The organism is Actinomadura luteofluorescens (assembly GCF_013409365.1).
GTDB classification, from domain to species: Bacteria; Actinomycetota; Actinomycetes; order Streptosporangiales; family Streptosporangiaceae; genus Spirillospora; species Spirillospora luteofluorescens.
On record NZ_JACCBA010000001.1, the window covers coordinates 8,531,157 to 8,547,846 of the forward strand.

At 69.6% G+C, this 16,690-nt stretch carries 16 protein-coding genes; 13 read left to right on the forward strand and 3 right to left on the reverse strand.

Translation table 11 applies throughout. The annotated features are described in order from the left end of the window. Nucleotides 1-198: 198 nt before the first annotated feature. Nucleotides 199-795: a muconolactone Delta-isomerase family protein gene (locus BJY14_RS39265; protein WP_218905790.1), complete on the reverse strand. Its 597-nt coding sequence runs from the start codon at nucleotides 793-795 to the stop codon at nucleotides 199-201. Between the two features lie 11 nt (nucleotides 796-806). On the opposite strand from BJY14_RS39265, the gene BJY14_RS44685 reads away from it, so the two are divergent. Continuing rightward, nucleotides 807-980 (forward strand): hypothetical protein, encoded by a 174-nt coding sequence (locus tag BJY14_RS44685; protein ID WP_218905791.1) that lies wholly within the window; start codon nucleotides 807-809, stop codon nucleotides 978-980. Between the two features lie 5 nt (nucleotides 981-985). Here the strand turns inward: BJY14_RS44685 and BJY14_RS44690 are convergent, their stop codons facing one another. Further along, the gene (locus tag BJY14_RS44690) at nucleotides 986-1,603 is read right to left on the reverse strand and encodes a hypothetical protein (protein WP_218905792.1); all 618 of its coding nucleotides are present in this window, start codon (nucleotides 1,601-1,603) and stop codon (nucleotides 986-988) included. A 1,967-nt stretch (nucleotides 1,604-3,570) separates the two neighbouring features. On the opposite strand from BJY14_RS44690, the gene BJY14_RS39280 reads away from it, so the two are divergent. The 3 genes from BJY14_RS39280 to BJY14_RS47910 all read left to right on the forward strand — a co-directional run bounded on the left by BJY14_RS39280 (nucleotide 3,571) and on the right by BJY14_RS47910 (nucleotide 6,014). Continuing rightward, complete coding sequence (locus BJY14_RS39280; RefSeq protein WP_179848222.1) at nucleotides 3,571-4,464, forward strand: RNA-binding domain-containing protein; 894 nt, start codon at nucleotides 3,571-3,573, stop codon at nucleotides 4,462-4,464. Continuing rightward, nucleotides 4,433-5,221: a barstar family protein gene (locus tag BJY14_RS39285; protein ID WP_179848223.1), complete on the forward strand. Its 789-nt coding sequence runs from the start codon at nucleotides 4,433-4,435 to the stop codon at nucleotides 5,219-5,221. Before BJY14_RS39280 ends, BJY14_RS39285 begins: the two co-directional genes overlap by 32 nt. A 493-nt stretch (nucleotides 5,222-5,714) precedes the next feature. Then, nucleotides 5,715-6,014 (forward strand): transposase, encoded by a 300-nt coding sequence (locus tag BJY14_RS47910; protein WP_179848224.1) that lies wholly within the window; start codon nucleotides 5,715-5,717, stop codon nucleotides 6,012-6,014. Here BJY14_RS47910 and BJY14_RS39295 read toward each other — a convergent pair. Beyond that, on the reverse strand, nucleotides 5,968-7,158 hold the full coding sequence (locus BJY14_RS39295; RefSeq protein WP_179848225.1) for an amidohydrolase family protein: 1,191 nt from the start codon (nucleotides 7,156-7,158) through the stop codon (nucleotides 5,968-5,970). The genes BJY14_RS47910 and BJY14_RS39295 overlap by 47 nt on opposite strands. 132 nt (nucleotides 7,159-7,290) lie before the next feature. Between BJY14_RS39295 and BJY14_RS39300 the strand changes: the two genes are divergently transcribed. From BJY14_RS39300 to BJY14_RS39340, 9 genes are all read left to right on the forward strand, one after another. Then, complete coding sequence (locus BJY14_RS39300; protein WP_218905793.1) at nucleotides 7,291-8,673, forward strand: amidohydrolase family protein; 1,383 nt, start codon at nucleotides 7,291-7,293, stop codon at nucleotides 8,671-8,673. Continuing rightward, nucleotides 8,670-9,311: a hypothetical protein gene (locus BJY14_RS39305; RefSeq protein WP_179848227.1), complete on the forward strand. Its 642-nt coding sequence runs from the start codon at nucleotides 8,670-8,672 to the stop codon at nucleotides 9,309-9,311. The genes BJY14_RS39300 and BJY14_RS39305 overlap by 4 nt, the downstream gene beginning before the upstream one ends. After that, entirely contained in the window at nucleotides 9,308-10,624 is a 1,317-nt protein-coding gene (locus BJY14_RS39310) for a Zn-dependent hydrolase (RefSeq protein ID WP_179848228.1), read from the forward strand. The genes BJY14_RS39305 and BJY14_RS39310 overlap by 4 nt, the downstream gene beginning before the upstream one ends. After that, entirely contained in the window at nucleotides 10,621-12,024 is a 1,404-nt protein-coding gene (locus tag BJY14_RS39315) for a dihydroorotase (protein WP_179848229.1), read from the forward strand. Before BJY14_RS39310 ends, BJY14_RS39315 begins: the two co-directional genes overlap by 4 nt. Beyond that, entirely contained in the window at nucleotides 12,021-13,391 is a 1,371-nt protein-coding gene (locus tag BJY14_RS39320) for an MmgE/PrpD family protein (protein WP_179848230.1), read from the forward strand. Before BJY14_RS39315 ends, BJY14_RS39320 begins: the two co-directional genes overlap by 4 nt. A gap of 401 nt (nucleotides 13,392-13,792) precedes the next feature. Continuing rightward, entirely contained in the window at nucleotides 13,793-14,089 is a 297-nt protein-coding gene (locus tag BJY14_RS39325) for a hypothetical protein (RefSeq protein WP_179848231.1), read from the forward strand. Nucleotides 14,090-14,236: 147 nt separating this feature from the next. Further along, the gene (locus BJY14_RS39330) at nucleotides 14,237-14,713 is read left to right on the forward strand and encodes a Cif family virulence factor (protein ID WP_179848232.1); all 477 of its coding nucleotides are present in this window, start codon (nucleotides 14,237-14,239) and stop codon (nucleotides 14,711-14,713) included. Between the two features lie 37 nt (nucleotides 14,714-14,750). Then, nucleotides 14,751-15,662 (forward strand): DUF1028 domain-containing protein, encoded by a 912-nt coding sequence (locus BJY14_RS39335; protein ID WP_179848233.1) that lies wholly within the window; start codon nucleotides 14,751-14,753, stop codon nucleotides 15,660-15,662. Next, the gene (locus BJY14_RS39340; RefSeq protein WP_179848234.1) at nucleotides 15,659-16,672 is read left to right on the forward strand and encodes an LLM class flavin-dependent oxidoreductase; all 1,014 of its coding nucleotides are present in this window, start codon (nucleotides 15,659-15,661) and stop codon (nucleotides 16,670-16,672) included. Before BJY14_RS39335 ends, BJY14_RS39340 begins: the two co-directional genes overlap by 4 nt. Nucleotides 16,673-16,690: the final 18 nt, after the last annotated feature.

The window sequence follows — 16,690 nt, forward strand, 5'->3', positions numbered from 1 at the left end:
CCGGGTACGACAGCCCGATTCGGTGGGGCGCCCGAGTGCGGCGTGGGCGCCGCCCCCCGGGCGCCTCTGGCGCCTCGCTGCACCGCGCTCCTCGGTCGCGGCCGCCGGCGTTGAATCGCCGAATAGGGAGTGCCATCAGCCAAGATCGGTAAATGGCGGGAAGGCCGGCGTTTCTGGGAAGGCCCTGGCCCGGGGTGCTCACGGGTCGCTGGGGTGGCGCGTCAGGGGCACCGTCTCTGTGGTGAACCAGGCGGCCAGCGGGAGCGAGCGCAGAATTTCCTGCATCAGCTTGGCGTCGGCGGCCTGAAAGAGGCCGAGGTTGCGGCCCTCGCCGGGCAGGCTCCACAGACGGAGGAGGCGGCCTTCGGCGGCCAGTTCACGCGCGCGGGCGGCCTCGCGGGCGAACATCTCGTCGCGGGCCTGCGGGGTCGTCGCGTCCGGCACCTCGACGGTGAACGTGACCAGGTACTCGCCCCCAGCCGCTGCGAGCGGGACCTTGCCGCGCCCCGGGTCGTTGGGGTGGGGGTCCAGCGCGGTGATCTGGTCGGTGCGCCAGACGCGCAGCGGCATCGCGGCGAGCGTCCGCTCGAGGTCGTCTGGGCCGTCGGCGGTGAACAGCCCGATCGTGCGCCACTCTCCCGGCCCCAGCGGCGGCCGCCACAGGCGCAGCACCCGCCCCTGGGCGGCCAGGACGCTGGTGTTGGCGGCTTCGCGCGCCCGGATGTCGTCCACCTCGCGCGCCGGGGTTCCGTCCGGGACACGGGTGGTCATGGTGACCAGGTACTCGTGCTTCACGATCTGCCTCCTTGGACATCGGCGTATTCAGCATCATGCCCGCGGGCGCGTCCGCTGGCGCCTACGGACGAGCACAGGAGCCGCAGGTCATGGACATGAAGCTCGATTTCGTCGTGGTGCCGGTCGCGGACGTCGACAAGGCTAAGGACTTCTACACGGCACCGCGGCGACGCTCACAGCGGTAGCCGTCTCACCCCGGCTGGCGACCGAGCCCGAGATACGGGTCTGTCCAGTCAACGGCACCTCTCTGTGTCAAGCGGCGGCGAGCAGAGAGGTATCCGTGTCTCGGATCATGGTCCGGTAGACGACGTCGCAGAGCCGTCGTTTCAGGCCGCGCAGGGCTTCTTTGTGACTCTTCCCCTCGGCGCCTTTGCGCTGGTAGAAGTCCTGACCGGCGGTCTGGCGACGGATCTGGGTGATGGCCATCAACGCCTGCGGTGCGCGCCAGGATTCTGGCCGCCAGCAAGTCGCCGATGCCGTGCAGCTCGGTGAGTGTGGTGCCGGAATCACCTACCGCCGCGGAGATCTGGTCGGCGACCCCGGTGATCCGCCGGTCCAGCCTCCGGATCTCGGCGACCAGGCCCACCGCCAGGGCGCGCAGCGTGCAGCCCAGGACGGTCTGAGGACGCACTCCGCGCAAGGCCTTGGCGGCGATGTCGGCGGTCAGCTTGCGCGGCAGGCCGGCCGGGAGGAGCTTGGTGAGCAGGGCGTGCAGCCGGTTGATGGTCTGGGTGCGGGCGCGCACCAGGTCCTCGCGGTGCTCGATCAGAGCGCGCAGCGCGGTGATGGCCTCGTCCAGGCGGGCCACGTGCAGTCCGGTGGCGGTCTGTGCGGCGATGCCGACCGACAGGGGCGTCGGCTTCGTCGGTCTTGCGGCCGTGGCCGGTGGACAGCAGCCGGACGCGTCGGGCGAGCTTGGCCGGCACGTCGAGCACGGCGATGCCGTCGTCTGCCAACCGTGCCGTGAGCGGTGCGCCGAGACCGCGGGCGCCTTCAACGGCCCAGCGGGCCCGCGGCCAGGCACAGGCGAATCGCTGCAAGCTGCCGGTAGCCGGCCTTGCTGACCGGCACCCGCACAGCGCCCAAAGATTGCAGCCGGGCGTCGACCGCCACCGCGGTCCAGGAGGCCTTGTGCGGATCGACCGCGATAACGACCTGGATGTCGGCGAGTTGGAGAGACGACGGCGTGGCGCTCCTCGGCGGTCCGGGGCAGGGGGGTGACAGGCGAGGAGGGCAAACCAACTTGGGGCGGTGCAGACCTCTCTTGAGCCACTCTCGCCGGCGGCTGTGGCCGGCACGCACGCCGTTAAATGAGCCAGCCTGAGGGGCGGCAGGTGTAACTAGAGCGACCCCGGCCAAAGCCTTGTTGATCTTGGCTGCAGACCGCGATCAACGCCACTGATCCAACAAGTTGGATACCTCTCTGCTCGCCGCCGCTTGACACAGAGAGGTGCCGATAACCTTACAGTCCCCGAGATACCACAGCAGCAGCGCCATCAGCGCGGTGAGCCGACCATAGGTGCTGCCTCGCCCGGGCGGCCTGCCGGGTGCAGGTTGGGCGTCTGGATATCCGAAGGAGCACAGAAGGCGCAGGTGGTGGACATGAACCATGCCATGGCATGTCCATCCCCTATTCACCGGAGTTGCGCAAGCGTGCAGTCCGCATGGTGACCGAGGTCCCCGACCTATCCCAGCGAGTGGTCGGCGATGAGGGTCGTTGCAGCCAGGCTGGGGTGCCTCGACCGAGACGGTTCGCAGGGCGTCGAGCCGAGGCCGATGCCGGCGCCCGGCCGAGAAACGACGTGATGGCCATCCCGTCCAGGTTGAGACGGCGCGCCGTGACCGGGCAGCGCCTCGGCTCCTTCCAGAAGCCTGTGGGACCGTCCTGCCCCTCTCAAGAGATGTCCTTGGGCATACAGACGTTGACGAACTGCCGAAGGTGGTGTGCCGGCCGGTGTAGAACGTCAGGCAGAGGAACAGTTCCAAAGTGTCAAGGTGACCGGCAGCGGAATTATTTGACCGAATTTCGGAGAGGATGGTCGTTGCAAGGTGCTGGCCGCCTCGGCGGTGTCATAAGTGGCTGATCATCTACCTCCGACGTGAGCGTCGTGATCGAGCCATTATTGGCTCGCATTGATCCTCCGCCGCGCCGACGGAGAACGTTGGTCTACCTGACACCGCTGGGTGGCCATCGAGCAAGTCGGCTCGGTGGGCTGTCGCGTGAGCCATCTGGGCGGTCGGCCGCGGTGGGTCACGTACACTCGCTGGAAGCAGCGCGCTAATTACGGGAGAGCGCAACGGACCTGATCTTCCCTGAGTTGCGCTGTGGTGTGCCGAAGGACGTAACTTGACCTGCGGTGATGCCGAGAAGTCGCTTGGGTTGGGCTTGCTAGATCGTGTTCACACCGAAGAGGCCACTGGTTCGAACCCAGTATCGCCCACCCCAAGTTCTCGCAGGTCAGGGCGTCGTCCCTGACCTGATGTCGTGCGTCCCGATGACCGCTTCGTAGTCTCGGGAGCCAGCGCGGGGAGCCACCGTGCGTTTCGCAGATTCCCGAAGCTCATCCAGACGGTCGATCAACGTGACTGCGTCGTCCGGGGGCGGTCGAGGGGCCGGCAGTGTGCGGGCTGGGGAGGTCAACGCTTGCGCTTGACTCTGGGGGAGTCAGATGCCTGCGCGTGTGCCTGAAAACTGTGAGTGGTACCGGTCGGCCATCCACGATGATGAACCTCGTGTCCTTGGCTCAGACTCTGCTGCACAGTGCCCCTTCCCAGGTGACGATCGATCAGATTCGTCGCCTGGTGGCGATGGTCGGCCCCGAGAGCCCCATGCTTGAGTACAAGGCCGACATGAGCACCAGCATCGCCAAGGCCGTGGCCGCGTTGGCCAACACCTATGGCGGTCTGGTCCTGGTCGGTGTCACCGATGACCGCCGCGTCACCGGTGTCAAAGAGAAGACGCTCGAACGTGTGTCCGAGCACTGCCACGGCGCCATTGAGCCCCCTTGGGTGCCCGAGATCGTTCCGGTTCTGATGGACGACGGCTCAGGCAGGTACGTCCTGGTCATTCGTGTGGTTCCCGGCGTCGGGCCGCGGCCGCTGCTCATCGAGGGGGCGGCGCCCGTCCGGCACCACAACACCACTCACCCGGCCAGCTGGCAGAAACTCGCCGCGTTGTTCGCAGAAGGCGACACGCGAGTGCAGTCCGACCCGTGGGCCATCCATCGCCCCGACGCACCACGTGATTCATCCGGCAACGCCGACGAGCATGTGGATCTCATCATCCGCTCCGGTCTCAACATCGCCATCGACCCCCGGGCCGCGTGGCGGCCCCTGCGCGAGCAAGACGTCAACCAGTTGGCCGACGCGCTGAACCGTTCGGCCCTGGTCGGCCAGCTCACCGACTTGATTTTCAGGTGGTGGCGGCTGCAGCATTCGCAAGTCCACCGCCGCGGACACAACCGGTCCTGCACAATCAGGCTCCAGGGGCAGGGCCTACCCCCGGGCCGGTGCTGGTGCACGGTCCGAACCGCTTTGGGGAGTATGGATACACGGACCCGAAAGTCGAGTACCAGAAGATCACCGTTGTTACCTGTTGATTCGACGTGTTCCCAGTGGAGGTTGGGCGACGTTGTCAGTGAAGTATTCTGTCCGGTTCGAGGAAAGTGACACATTCGTATCCGCCTGCGAACTGGAAGGGTTTTTTGTCGGGCGCTACAGCGACGACGACTTCGGTGCGTTGCTCGACGCCGAGAATGCCCGAGTCACCTTCAGGCTTGTGCGGCCGACCCTAGACGCGCCGATCGAGACGCTTAGGGGGGACATTGAGGTTCTTGTCCTCGACACCGAAGGTCGGCCCATGGGGCGCTACGTGCTGTGGGCCGCCAAGCTAGTAGCCGGGGATACGCCGGAATATCTAGTCGTCACGGCACGAACGGGTTTGGCTCCGCATGCCGAGGCCCGCAGGTTGTGGGACAGGTTCCGCGTTTCCCGGCCGCAGCGCGGTGAATGGTGCACGCTTCAGGTCGGAGCCCGTGAAGCGTGGCTAGAAGTAGCCGGTCTCAGGTACGCCGAATCCCCTTCTAAGGGGGAGCGTTCGGTTCCCCCTCGAGAGTTCGTTATGGAGGGTGATGAAATCAAGGATGTCGCGAGTTTCTTCTGTGCGATTGGCGAGGCTTTCCGTGGCCCAGGAGGGTATATCGGGTGTAGTTTTACCGAATTGGACGAGTCCCTTGAGGATTATCTTCAAGGCACCCTGGTTCGGCTGATTTGGCGGAACATTTCCGTTGCGCGCTCGTCCCTGTCTGCAGTGGTAGATATTGCTGGCGGGCCGATTTCCAAATTCGACTTGCTTCTTAGTATTCTGTCGCAGAATAATGTTGAAGTCATTCCTGGCAGATCATCGTCTGAATGTTCGAAGTGCTGAATCTGAGGCGACAGCTCGAATTCAGCATGATGGTGTAAATGTGTGGTCATGCCGAGAAGGCATCGGCACCATGAGAGCCTTCCGATCCAAGGAGCTCTAGCCTCAGGATTTTCGATGGCCCGCAGGTCCGCGGGTACGTTCTGTCGGCGGGAAGCAAGAACGTCAACGTCGGCTACGACTACGACTACGACTCGGCGACGCTCCGCATGACCCTATCCCTGGCGACGCCCAAGGCGCGTCCCAAGTCGCTGTCAACGCCGCGACCCAGGAAGCCACCGTCCGCCGTTTCACTCCCTTCGGTTCCGTCCGCGGCTTCGATGACGACGCCACCTGGCCAAACGACAAGGGTTTTCTCGGTGGCACCCAAGCCCCCGGCAGGCCTCACCCATCTCGGCGCCCGCGAGTACGACCCAGACACAGGCCGCTTCATCTCCGTCGATCCCGGTGTGGATGTGGTGCGACATGGCGTGATGTGGGGGTGTGGCGTGGGCGGGTGCCCAAGGGCGAGCAACCTTCATGGATCGGGGCCGACAGCCTGTGGGAGCGGATCGAACCGCTGCTGCCGAAGGTCGAGCGCCGCAAGCACCATCCGGGGCGTAGGCGGTTGGACGATCGCAAGGTGCTGTGCGGAATCTTGTTCGTGTTGCACACCGGGGTTCGGTGGGAGTTCCTCCAAGGCTGCCGACGACGATTCCTGACGGCCGCGGGCTCCCTCACGCGAGCCCGCGGCCGTGGCGGTCGTCCTATCAGCCGATTGCCACAGAGTGCCGACCGGGCTCGTAGAGGGACATGATCGCCGGGCGGCCGCCGTCGACCAGATGTCTGCCGCGGGCGATCACATGCTCGATTGCCATGTCGGATCCGATGACCACGAGGTCAGCGTCCGCGCCGACGCGGATGTGCCCCTTCCGGGATTCCAGCCCCAGGGCCCGGGCGGGGTTGACGGTCACGAACGACAGCGCTCGCGGCAGCGCGACGCCCTCCCGCACGAGATCCACCACGGCGCGCCACAACCAGTTGAGACTCTTCTCGTAGGCGCCGCGCGTCCCGTCCGCGAGGAGCATTGGGACGCTGGCGTTCCCGTCAGTTGTCATGGTCACCAGCCGGTCGTCGATTCCGGCGGCCAGGCTCCGCAGGATGGCCGGGACGACGGACACGGCCCAGGGATGCCCGAACTCCGGGGTCAGGATCGGGTTGAAGTCGACGTAACCGCCGTGCCGCGCCACCTCCTCGGCCGCCTGCATCGTGTCGGGCGTGAAGTTGCAGTGGGTCGCCTGGAAACGGTGGGGCGGGACGCCCGACGTGCGCATCGTGTGGACGAGCTGGGCCGCGGGGTGCTCGGCCTCGCCCAGGTGGGCGTGCAGCAGGCAGGCTTTGCCGGTGAACCCCGACAGCCAGTGAAGCCGGGCGGCCAGCTCGACGAGCTCGCGCTTGCGGAAGCGCGAGGCGCGGGTCTCGCCCAGGGCTATCTTGACCCCGATGATCTTTTTGATGGTGTAGATGTCGCGGCGCAAGGATCCGGTGACGGTGCGAAAAGGCCGCTGGAATCCTCCCACCATCATGTAGGCGCTCAGCCCTTCGTTCTCCAGGGCGTAGGTTTTGGCGAGAAGCCCTTCGAGATTTTTTGTCACCATGTCGAGCCCCGGTGGAGCCACAACGGTTGTGATCCCTGCGGCCGCGAGTTCTCCCGCCCATAGTTCGGGAATTCGGGAGTCATATCCTTCGCCGCCGCCGCCTCCGATGATATGCACGTGTCCGTCGACCATGCCCGGGACGACGCGCCTTCCGTCGGCGTCGAGCGCGGGCACCGTCAGAGTGCCGACGTCAAGCTCCGGCTCCAGCGCGACGATCCGACCGCCGGCGCAGAGGATGTCACGGACGCCCAGGTCCTCTGGGGCGAAGACGTGCGCGTTCCGCACGACGAAGAGTTCACTCACGGCGGTCTCCGATGCTGTGGCGCGGGCCTGGATCCGTGGGGTTGACGTGGGCGGCCCGGTGAGTATGGTTCAATGTAATACGATTACATCTCGCTTGCAATGGGGTCCGCGATGCCTTCTCCCGTCACCGCCGTGAGTGCCCGCTGGACCCTCCTTCCAGGGTCGGCGGGAGCCTTCGAGATCGTCGAGAACGCGACCGTCGTCCTCCAGGGATCGCGGATCATCGACGTCCTTCGCGACCGTCCCCCTGAGATCATCCGGCATATCGAGGCGCCCCAGGGAATCTTGTTTCCCGGTTTCGTCAACCTGCATAATCACTCCCTCAACGGGCCGATCTTCCGTGGGATCGTCGATGACTTGGGGCCGGAGACGGAGGCCGACGGCCTCGTCCACGGCCTGCTCCTTCCTCTCGGCGATCTGGCCGGCAGGATGCTGGCGGAGGACGAGATCAGGGCCGTCTACCAGCTGGCCGTCGTGGAGCTCCTGCGGAGCGGGACGACCGCGGTCCTGGACATGCCGCGCGCCGTGCACAGCGCGTTCTTCGCCGTGGCCAAGCAGATGGGTCTCCGCGTCTTCGGCGCGCCGTACATCTTCTCCACGCCCACCCGGGGAGTGGACGCCCTCGGCGATCCGATCTACGAGGCGATCGACGAGGACCGGTCGCTGCGGGACGCGCTGAAGGTCGCGGACGAGTACGACGACGGTCCGGGAGGCCTGGTGCGGATCGGGTTCGGACCGCACGCCACCGACACCTGCTCACCCGGGCTGCTGCGGCGGATCGCGCACGAAGTGCGGGAACGCTCCACGTTCGCGAGCATCCACGTCGCGCAGAGCCGCATGGAGGTCGACGTGGTCGGGCGGCGCCACGGGGTGACACCCGTGGAGCTGCTGCACCGGGCCGGGCTGCTCGGCCCCAGTCTCATCGCCGCGCACTGCGTCTACGCGAAGGCGGGAGATCTGGACCTGCTCCGCGAGAGCGGGACCACCGTCGCCAACTGCCCCCTGACCTTCGCCCGCAGCGGGGTGACGGTGTCGTTCGACCGGTTCCACCGCCATGGCGTCCGCACCGGTATAGGCACGGACGCGTACAGCTTCGACCACTTCGCCGAGATGCGGGCCGCGGGCTTCGTCTCCAAACTGTCCAGGGGCGACCCGGGTGCCGGGGACGCCGCCACCCTGCTGCGCGCGGCGACCGAGACGGGCGCCGCCGCGCTCTCGCGGCCCGACCTCGGGCGGATCGAACCGGGCGCCACCGCCGACCTGGTGGTGGTCGACCTGGACGCCGCGCCGCTGCAACCGGTGCGCGACCCGCTCCGGAACCTGGTGTGGAACGCGACTCCCGCCGACGTCTCCCTCGTGATCGTCAACGGGGACGTCGTCGTCCGGGACGGCCGCCCGGTGAGGTGCGACGAGGCCGGGGTGATCCGCTCGGCGGCGGCCGCGGTCGAGAAGCTCTGGGAGGTCGCCGAGCGCGAGGGCATCCTGCCCGGGCGCGAGCGGGGCGGCCGGTCATGAGCGCCCGGGGGAGCGGCGACGGCGACTTCCTGGACGCGCTGGCGCGCGGCGGCCCGCGGGCCTTCCAGACCGATCGTGTCCGCCGAGCCGAACTGATCGCGGACGTCGTGGCCGCGGCCTGGGGCGCCCACGGTCGGTTCGTCGACGCCGACCAGTTCCTGACCAAGCCGACGGTCCTGCGCCGCCTGGTGTGCTTCCTCGCGGACATGGTGCCGCCGGACGTGGACCGTCTGGTCGCCAGGGAGACCCACTCGCTCGTGCTGGGCGCAGCGCTGGCACTGGAGACGGGCATCCCCCTGGTCATCGCCCGCCGGACGCAGACGCCCGGTGGACGGGAGCTCCGCTGCCACGGCGAGCTGCATCCGGGCGAGCGAGTGCTCGTGGTCGAGGGGGTGGCGGGGACCGGCGCGTCCGCCGAGCTGGCGGTCCGGGCGGCGCGGCGGCGCGGCGCGGCGGTGGCGGGCGTGCTCGCCGCCGTCGACCGGAACGCGGGAGCGGCCGAAAGGCTCGCCCGTGCGGGGGCGACGCTCGACCGGCTGTTCGATGACGCCGAGTTGCTGGCCGCCGCGATCCGCGGTCCGGCCGCGGCCGACGCCGGCAAGGACATCGCAGCCTCTGGAGAGGAGATCGTGGCATGACGCGCCCCGTCCCCGTCACGGCGGACGCCGACCGGCTCTGGTCCACCCTCGAGGCCATGGCGGCGCTGAGCGAGGGAGGCCCGGGCGTCACCCGGCTCGCCTACACCAGGCTCGAACGGCGAGCCCACGAACTCTTCGCCGAATGGATGGAGGACGCCGGCTGCGCGGTCCGCACCGACTGCGCCGGGAACACCATCGCGAGCCGGCCGGGCCGGAACGAGGGCCCGGCGGTCGGCACCGGAAGCCACCTGGACTCGGTCTACGCCGGGGGCCGGTTCGACGGCATCGCGGGCGTTGCGGCGGCGGTGGAGGTGGCACGCATGCTGCACCAGGCCGGAGTGGAGACCGACCTGCCGCTGCGGTTCGTGGCCTTCGCGGCGGAGGAGGGCGCCAGGTTCGGGCAGGCGTGCTGCGGCTCCAAACTCGCGGCCGGCCTTTCGAGCCGTGCCGAGCTCGACGATCGGCGGGATCGGGACGGCATCTCGCTCGCGGAGGCGATGGCCGCCGTGGGCCTCGACCCGGACGCGGCGGCCTCGGCGCCGTGGCGCCCGGCGGACTGGTCGGCGTTCGTGGAACTGCACATAGAGCAGGGATCGGTCCTGGACGACTCCGGTGTCGACGTCGGCGTCGTCGACCTCATCTCCGGCTCCACCCGCCTGGAGCTGGTGGCCGACGGGCGCGCCTCCCACACCGGTGGCACGCCGATGCGGGGACGGGCGGACGCGCTGGCCGCCGCCGCGGAGGCCGTGCTCGCCGCCGAGCGGCTCGCCCTGGACGCGCGCTACCGGGGCGCCCGCGCGACGGTCGGCCGCCTCCTCGTCGAGCCGGGGTCGATCACCACCATCCCGGGCAGGGTGACCTTCTCCCTGGACGTCCGCGACGTCGACGCCGACCGCCAGCGCCGCGCGGTCGCGGAGATCATGGGACGAGTGCGGGCGATCTGCCTGCGCCGGGGCGTCGGCCTGTCGGCCAGGCCGCTGGCCGACACCTCGGCCGTGGTGCTCCCGGACTGGGTGCGCGCCGAGGTCACGGGCGCCGCGGGCGAGATCGGCGTCCGCTACCGGGTGCTGACCTCCGGGGCCAGCCACGACGCCCAGATGATCAACAGGGTCACGCCGACCGCGATGATCTTCGTGCCGAGCCGGGCGGGGCTGTCCCACGTCCCGGAGGAATGGACCGATCCGGCGAAGCTGGCCGTCGGCACCACCCTGCTGTTCGCCTCGATGCTGCGTCTCGACGCCCGCGCCGCCTCCGTCGCGCCGGACGCCCGCCTTCCGCCAGTCCTTGCCGAGCCTGTGGGAGAGCCTTCATGAGACTGCTGGTGCGCAACGGAACCCTGGTCACCGAGCAGGGCCTGATGGCGGCGGACGTCCTGTGCGCACAGGGCCGGATCCAGGCGCTGGTGGACCGGGACGAGACTCCGCCCGCCGACGAGCACCTCGACGCGTCCGGGCAGCTGGTCTTCCCCGGCTTCATCGACCCGCACGTGCACTCCCGTGACCCCGGCGCCACGCACAAGGAGACCTTCCACCACTCGACGCTGGGCGCGCTCTGCGGCGGCACCACGACCGTCCTGGAGATGCCGAACGCGGTCCCGGCCGTCACCGACGTCGCCACCTTCGAGCGCCGCCGCGCCGAGCACGGGGAGAAGGCCTGGGTCGACTTCGGCCTGTGGGGGATGGCCCTCGGGCCGGCCAACCTGAACGAGATCATCGGACTCCACCGGGCGGGGGCGGTGGCGGTGAAGTTCTTCTGGGGCTACGCGCTGGACAGGCGCACCAAGGGCCTGGTGTACGACTTCTCGGCCGCGCCGCCGGACTCCCTGCTGCTGCCCCCGGAGAACGGCGAGGTCCTGGAGATGTTCCGGGAGGTCGCCTCGTACGGCGGAGTGCTGGCCGCCCACTGCGAGGACCGGCACATCCTCGCGCGGTCAGCCGAACTGCTCGGGCACCCGATCAGCACCTACGACGACCTGCTCGCCGCGCGTCCCGCCGCGGCCGAGGCCACCTCGATCGCGGTGGGGGCGCAGTTCGCCCGTCTCACCGGGTGCCGTTTCCACGTCGTGCACATGGCGTCGGCCGAGGGTACGCGCGTGGTCAGGGAGGCGAGGGCGGCCGGCGTGCCGATCACCGCCGAGACCTGCCCGCACTACCTCACGCTGACCGACCGGGACGCCGCGCGGCTCGGACCGGCGATCAAGGTCTACCCGCCGGTGCGGACCGGGGCCGACCAGGAGGCGCTGTGGGCCGCGATCGGCGACGGGGTGATCTCCTCGATCGGGTCCGACCACGCGCCGCACCTGGTCGAGGAGAAGATGCTCGGCTTCGGGCAGGCCCCGGCCGGCGGGCTGGGCGTCGAGACGCTCGCCCCCCTCATGGTGGACGCGATGGTCCGCGGCAGGCTCTCGCCGGTCCGGCTGGCCCAGGTGCTGTCCTCCTCGACCGCCGCGCTCTACGGGCTGTGGCCGCGCAAGGGCGCCGTCCGGCCCGGCGCCGACGCCGATCTGACCCTGGTCGACCCGTCCGGCGGCCACAGCATTTCCCACGACCGCATGCACGCCCTCAACCCCGTCACCGCGTGGGACGGCTGGACCCTGCGGGGCCGCGTCACCACCGCCGTCCTCGGCGGCGAGGTCGCCATGCGGGACGGCGAGCCGGTGGGCGGCCGCCGCGGGCGGTTCGTCGCCGCCGATCATGCCCGGAGCCGGGGGTGACCGCGTCCCTCGCCGAACAGGTCGAGGACCTGGTGACGCGTGCCGCCGCGCTGACACCGGCCGGAATGCCCGATGACGTCCTGGACCACGTCGGCCTGGTCCTCGCCGACAGCGTCGGCGTCATGGCCGCCGGAGCCCGCACGGCGGAGGTCGTCGCGCTGGCGGCCGACCCGTCCCTCGGACTGGGGCGCGACCCGGCACCGAGCACCGCGCGAACGCTCGTTCCCGGAGACGGCCATGGCCCACCGGCGACGGTGGCGTGGCTCAACGGCACGGCCGGGACTTTTCTCGAACTCGACGAGGGGTTCCGGCCGACCGGTCACCCGGCGATCCACGTGGTGCCCGCCGCGCTGGCGGTGGCCGAGGCGACCGGGGCGGGCGGGGCGGAGCTGGCCACCGCGATCGCGGCGGGCTACGAGGTGGCCGCCCGCCTCTTCGAGTGCTTCTCGCTGCCCCGCTCCATGCACCCGCACGGCCACTTCGGTGCCATCGGGGCCGCGACCGCCGTGGCCATGCTGACCTGGCTCGACCCCGTCGCCCTGGTGCGGATCGCGGGAACGCAGCCGTTGCTGACGGGGTGGGAGGCCTGCTATGAGGGGGCGACCGCCAGGAACACCTGGAGCGGCCACGCCAACCGGGCGGGCGTGCTGGCCGGAGTCCTGCACCGGGCCGGCTTCACCGGCTCTCTGAGGGCCCACATGTCGGTGGTGGAGCAGTACGCGGCTTCCCCGGGCGTTTTCGCCGAACCGGTCGACGCCGAGACATTGCGCATCCGGCGCAACTACTTCAAGTTCCACTCCGCCTGCGCCCTGAACCACAGCGTGCTCGACGCGCTGCTAGCGGCCTGGGCCGAGTTCCCCGTCAAGGATCCGTGGGCGGTCAGGCGGATCGAAGTGACCACCGTCACGGCGAACCTGCGGATCGACCGCCTTCCCGAGCCCAACGCGCTGTCCACCCGGTTCTCGCTCCCCTACGCCGTGGCCGCGGCCCTGATCACCGGGTCGACGCGGCCGGCGTCCTTCGAATGGGACGGGCGCGTCGCGGAGTTCGCGAGAAGGGTCACGGTCGCCGCCGACCCCGTGATGGACGCGCTGTGGCCGGCCCGCGCGCCCGCACGGGTGGTGATCCAAACCGCGGGCGAGTCCCGCGAGGCGACGGTGTCCAACCCGCGCGGACACCACTCCCGTCCCGTGACCCGGGAGGATCTGAGGGACAAGTTCGTCACTTTGCTCGCGGACGCCCCCGGCCCCGTGCCCGGCGGCTCCGCGGGACGCCGGGGAGAACTGACCCGGTGTTTCGACGCCCTGGCCGCGGTCGCCGACTGCGCCGACTGTGCCGCCCTGCCGCTGCCGAGCCCGGAGCGTTGATCACCGAACGTTTCGGGACCGGCCCTAGCCATGCCGCATCCGGGCATGTAATCTAATTACAGTCGCAGGACGGTAAAGCCGAGTGGACCCTCGGAGGCCGGGCCCGCGACGAAAGACGGACCGGCGTGAAGTCGCCGGACGGGGCTCGGTGGGGCAGTCGCCGGCCGACTCCCCGGCCAGCATCCGTGCCATATCTGAGGCATTTCGCGAAATCCAGAGAAGTCGGCCGTGGAAACCGGCTCTTGGAAGGTGAAAACGCGATGACTTTCTTGATCGTTGGGCCCGGGGGAAAGCCCGGGCGGCGCCAGGCCCCGGGTGGCGGGCGGAAGACCGGCCCGGACGGCGGCGCCGCGGACGCGAGCGCCCGCCGGCTCGGATCCATCCCGGCCCGTGATGATCACATGAGGTCGGAGTGCGGACCGGCACCGTCCGGCGATCCTCCCGGAGGGATCCTCGATCTCTGGGAGTCGGTGGCGGTGGACGAGCTCACCGACGAGCACACGGTCTGCATCCTCGGGGTGGAGTTGAGAGTGCGGGCATGCCGTCCCGCCGCGCGCGGAGGCGACTTCTATGTCCTGGAGGCCGCCCGGTGCGAAAGCCTCGCGTCGGACGGCGACGCCGTGGGAATGGTGCTCATCGAGGTGGACCGCAATCGGCTGGTTCCCGCCCGCCGGGCGGACGGCGGCGCCGACCGGTGACCGGAAATCTTCCAACCATGTGAATCGACTACGTCAGTACGGAGAGCGGAGCGCGGTCAGATGGCGAACCAGGTGTCCGACGAGGAAAAGATTCTGCGGCTTCATCGCGACTGGTACTACTCGAACTTCAATATCAATATTCCGCTGATGCGGACTGTATTCCCCGCGGGGGAGCGCGACTTTCTGATGCTCAACCTCAACGACCACCCGTATTTCGGGGTGGACGACCTGGCGAACCTGTGGTCCTTCTACGCGAGGACCGGCCGCTGGGGGCTCTGCGAGGACCACGTCATGCGGCTGGAGGTGTCGGGTGACATGGCCTACGTGGTCTCCGAAGGAGTCTTCCCCGCCTGGGAAGTCAGGGACGACGAGGGCAACCCGCTTCCGGAGGACCAGATCCTCGATCGAACGGCGTACTACCGGTCGACCGAGGTCTACAAGCGCGACGACGGGGAGGGGCGGCCCGAGTGGAAGATGTGGCACTTCCACTGCTCGACCCGCCCCGCCGACGACGAGGTCCCCGCGGCCAAGACCGAGAAGGACACCGCCGCGGCCCGCGGACTGGGCAACACGCCCTACAGCAGCGGAACACGCACCGACTACTCCGAGTACCTGGAGGCCTAGATGCACCCGGCCTGGTCACGCTGAAAGCAGGTACGCCATGACCTTCTCAATCGCGGCGCGGGACGAGAGGACCGGGCAGCTCGGAGTGGCGAGCGCCTCCCACGCCTACGGGGTGGGCGTCGCCGACCACGCCCGGGCCGGTTGCGGTGCCGTCGTGACGCAGGCGTTCGTCGAGGTGTCCTACGGCCCACGCGGCCTGGACCTGCTGGGCATGGGGATAGCTCCGCAGGAGGCCCTGACCGCCCTGCTGTCGGCCGACCCCGATCGGGAGATCCGCCAGGTGGCCCTCGTCGGCGCCTCGGGCGAGATCGCTCACCACACCGGAGCGCGCTGCGTGTCGTCCTGTGGGGCGGTGGTCGCCGGCACCTCGATCGCCATCGGCAACATGCTCGACGGTGAACGGGTCCTGCACGCCGTGTCGGACGCCTTCAACGGAGGCGAGGGCGATCTGGCGGACCGGTTGCTGGCGGGACTCCGGGCCGGGGAGGAGGCCGGCGGCGACGTCCGCGGCCGCATGTCGGCGGCGCTGCGGGTCGTGTCCGCCGAGCCCGCCGCGAACCTGTGGGAGGGCGACCTGCGCGTGGACTTCGACGCCGATCCGCTGGAGGCGCTCGGTACGCATCTGCGGATGAGCCGGGCCTACGACGTCTTCTTCAGGTCCGTCTTCGCGCCCGGCCTGGTCACCGGCACCGAGCCGGTCACCGGAGAGGAGTTGGAGACCGCCCTCGCCGGGCTGCGTGCGACGCAGGAGGTCCTCGGCGGGGACATGGAGCCGACCGTCTGGCAGGGCGTGCTCCTCCTGCGCGCGGGCGAGGAGCGACGCGGCTGCGAGCTGATCGTGCGGGCGATCGACGCGCGCCCGGGCTTCGCCCGGTTCGTCGACGGGCTCGCCCGGGCCGGGCTCGTCCCCCTGACCTCCGAGCAGATCCTGGAGAGGAGCGCGAGATGAACGGCGGCACGGTCGAGCCCATGGGCGCCCGGGAGGAAGCGAAGGTCGGCTTCGTCCTGGGAAGCGGCTTCCACCCGTCCCAGCTGATCGATGTGGCGCGGACGGTCGAGGCCTGCGGCTTCTCCAGCATCTGGTCGACGGAGGACTATTTCGCCACCGGCGGTGTCGCGGGTGCGGCGACGATCCTGGCCGCGACCCGGCGGGTCACGGTCGGTACGGGGCTGCTCTCGGTCTTCGCCCGGCATCCGGCACTGACGGCCATGGAGGCCGCCACCCTGGCCTCCGCCCATCCGGGCCGCTTCCGGCTCGGTGTCGGGTCCGGCGGTCTGGGCTGGCTCGACCAGCAGGGCATCCCCCATGCCAGGCCGCTGTCGGCGGTGCGCGCGGCCGTCGCCGCGATCCGCTCGCTGCTCGACGGGGACGAGGTCACCGGCGAGCACGGCGGCTTCGTCTTCGACGGCGTCGCCCTCGAGTTCCCGCCCGAGCGGCCGCCGCCGATCTGGATCGGCGCCACCGGCCCGAAGATGACCGCCCTGACCGGCGAGATCGCTGACGGGCTGCTGCTGTCGGTGTTCACCTCCCCGGAGTTCGTGCGCGTCGAACGCGAGATCCTCGCCGCCTCCCCGCCCCCGTCCGCGGGCGCCGGCACACCCATCTCGACCTTCGCCTTCTTCGTCCTGGACAACGACGCGGCGAGTGCCCGGGCGAAGATACGTCCCGTTCTCGCCTCCTACCTCGCCGACGGCGAAGGCTCGGCGATGACCGACGCCATCGGCATCACCGTGGAACTGCGGGCACTCGCAGACGAGGGCGGCGCCGCCCGGCTCGCGGCGGACATGCCGGACGCCTGGATCGACCGGCTCGCCGTCTGCGGTGACCTCGGCACCTGCGTGGAGAGGATCCATGCCCTGCATGAGGCCGGCTCCCAGGAAGTGGCGCTCGCGCCACTGTTCATCGACTCCCTCCGGGGAGACATCGCGCAGCTCGGCGCGGCGCTGGCGGCCGGCTGAAACCGGCAGAAGGAGAAC

Excerpts from the sequence above, each read along its gene's own strand:
- BJY14_RS39315 (WP_179848229.1), top strand. The coding sequence starts at position 10,621 with ATGAGACTGCTGGTGCGCAACGGAACCCTGGTCACCGAGCAGGGCCTG.
- BJY14_RS39340 (WP_179848234.1), top strand. The coding sequence starts at position 15,659 with ATGAACGGCGGCACGGTCGAGCCCATGGGCGCCCGGGAGGAAGCGAAG.
- BJY14_RS39310 (WP_179848228.1), top strand. The coding sequence starts at position 9,308 with ATGACGCGCCCCGTCCCCGTCACGGCGGACGCCGACCGGCTCTGGTCC.
- BJY14_RS39330 (WP_179848232.1), top strand. The coding sequence starts at position 14,237 with ATGCGGACTGTATTCCCCGCGGGGGAGCGCGACTTTCTGATGCTCAAC.
- BJY14_RS39335 (WP_179848233.1), top strand. The coding sequence starts at position 14,751 with ATGACCTTCTCAATCGCGGCGCGGGACGAGAGGACCGGGCAGCTCGGA.
- BJY14_RS39325 (WP_179848231.1), top strand. The coding sequence starts at position 13,793 with ATGAGGTCGGAGTGCGGACCGGCACCGTCCGGCGATCCTCCCGGAGGG.
- BJY14_RS39305 (WP_179848227.1), top strand. The coding sequence starts at position 8,670 with ATGAGCGCCCGGGGGAGCGGCGACGGCGACTTCCTGGACGCGCTGGCG.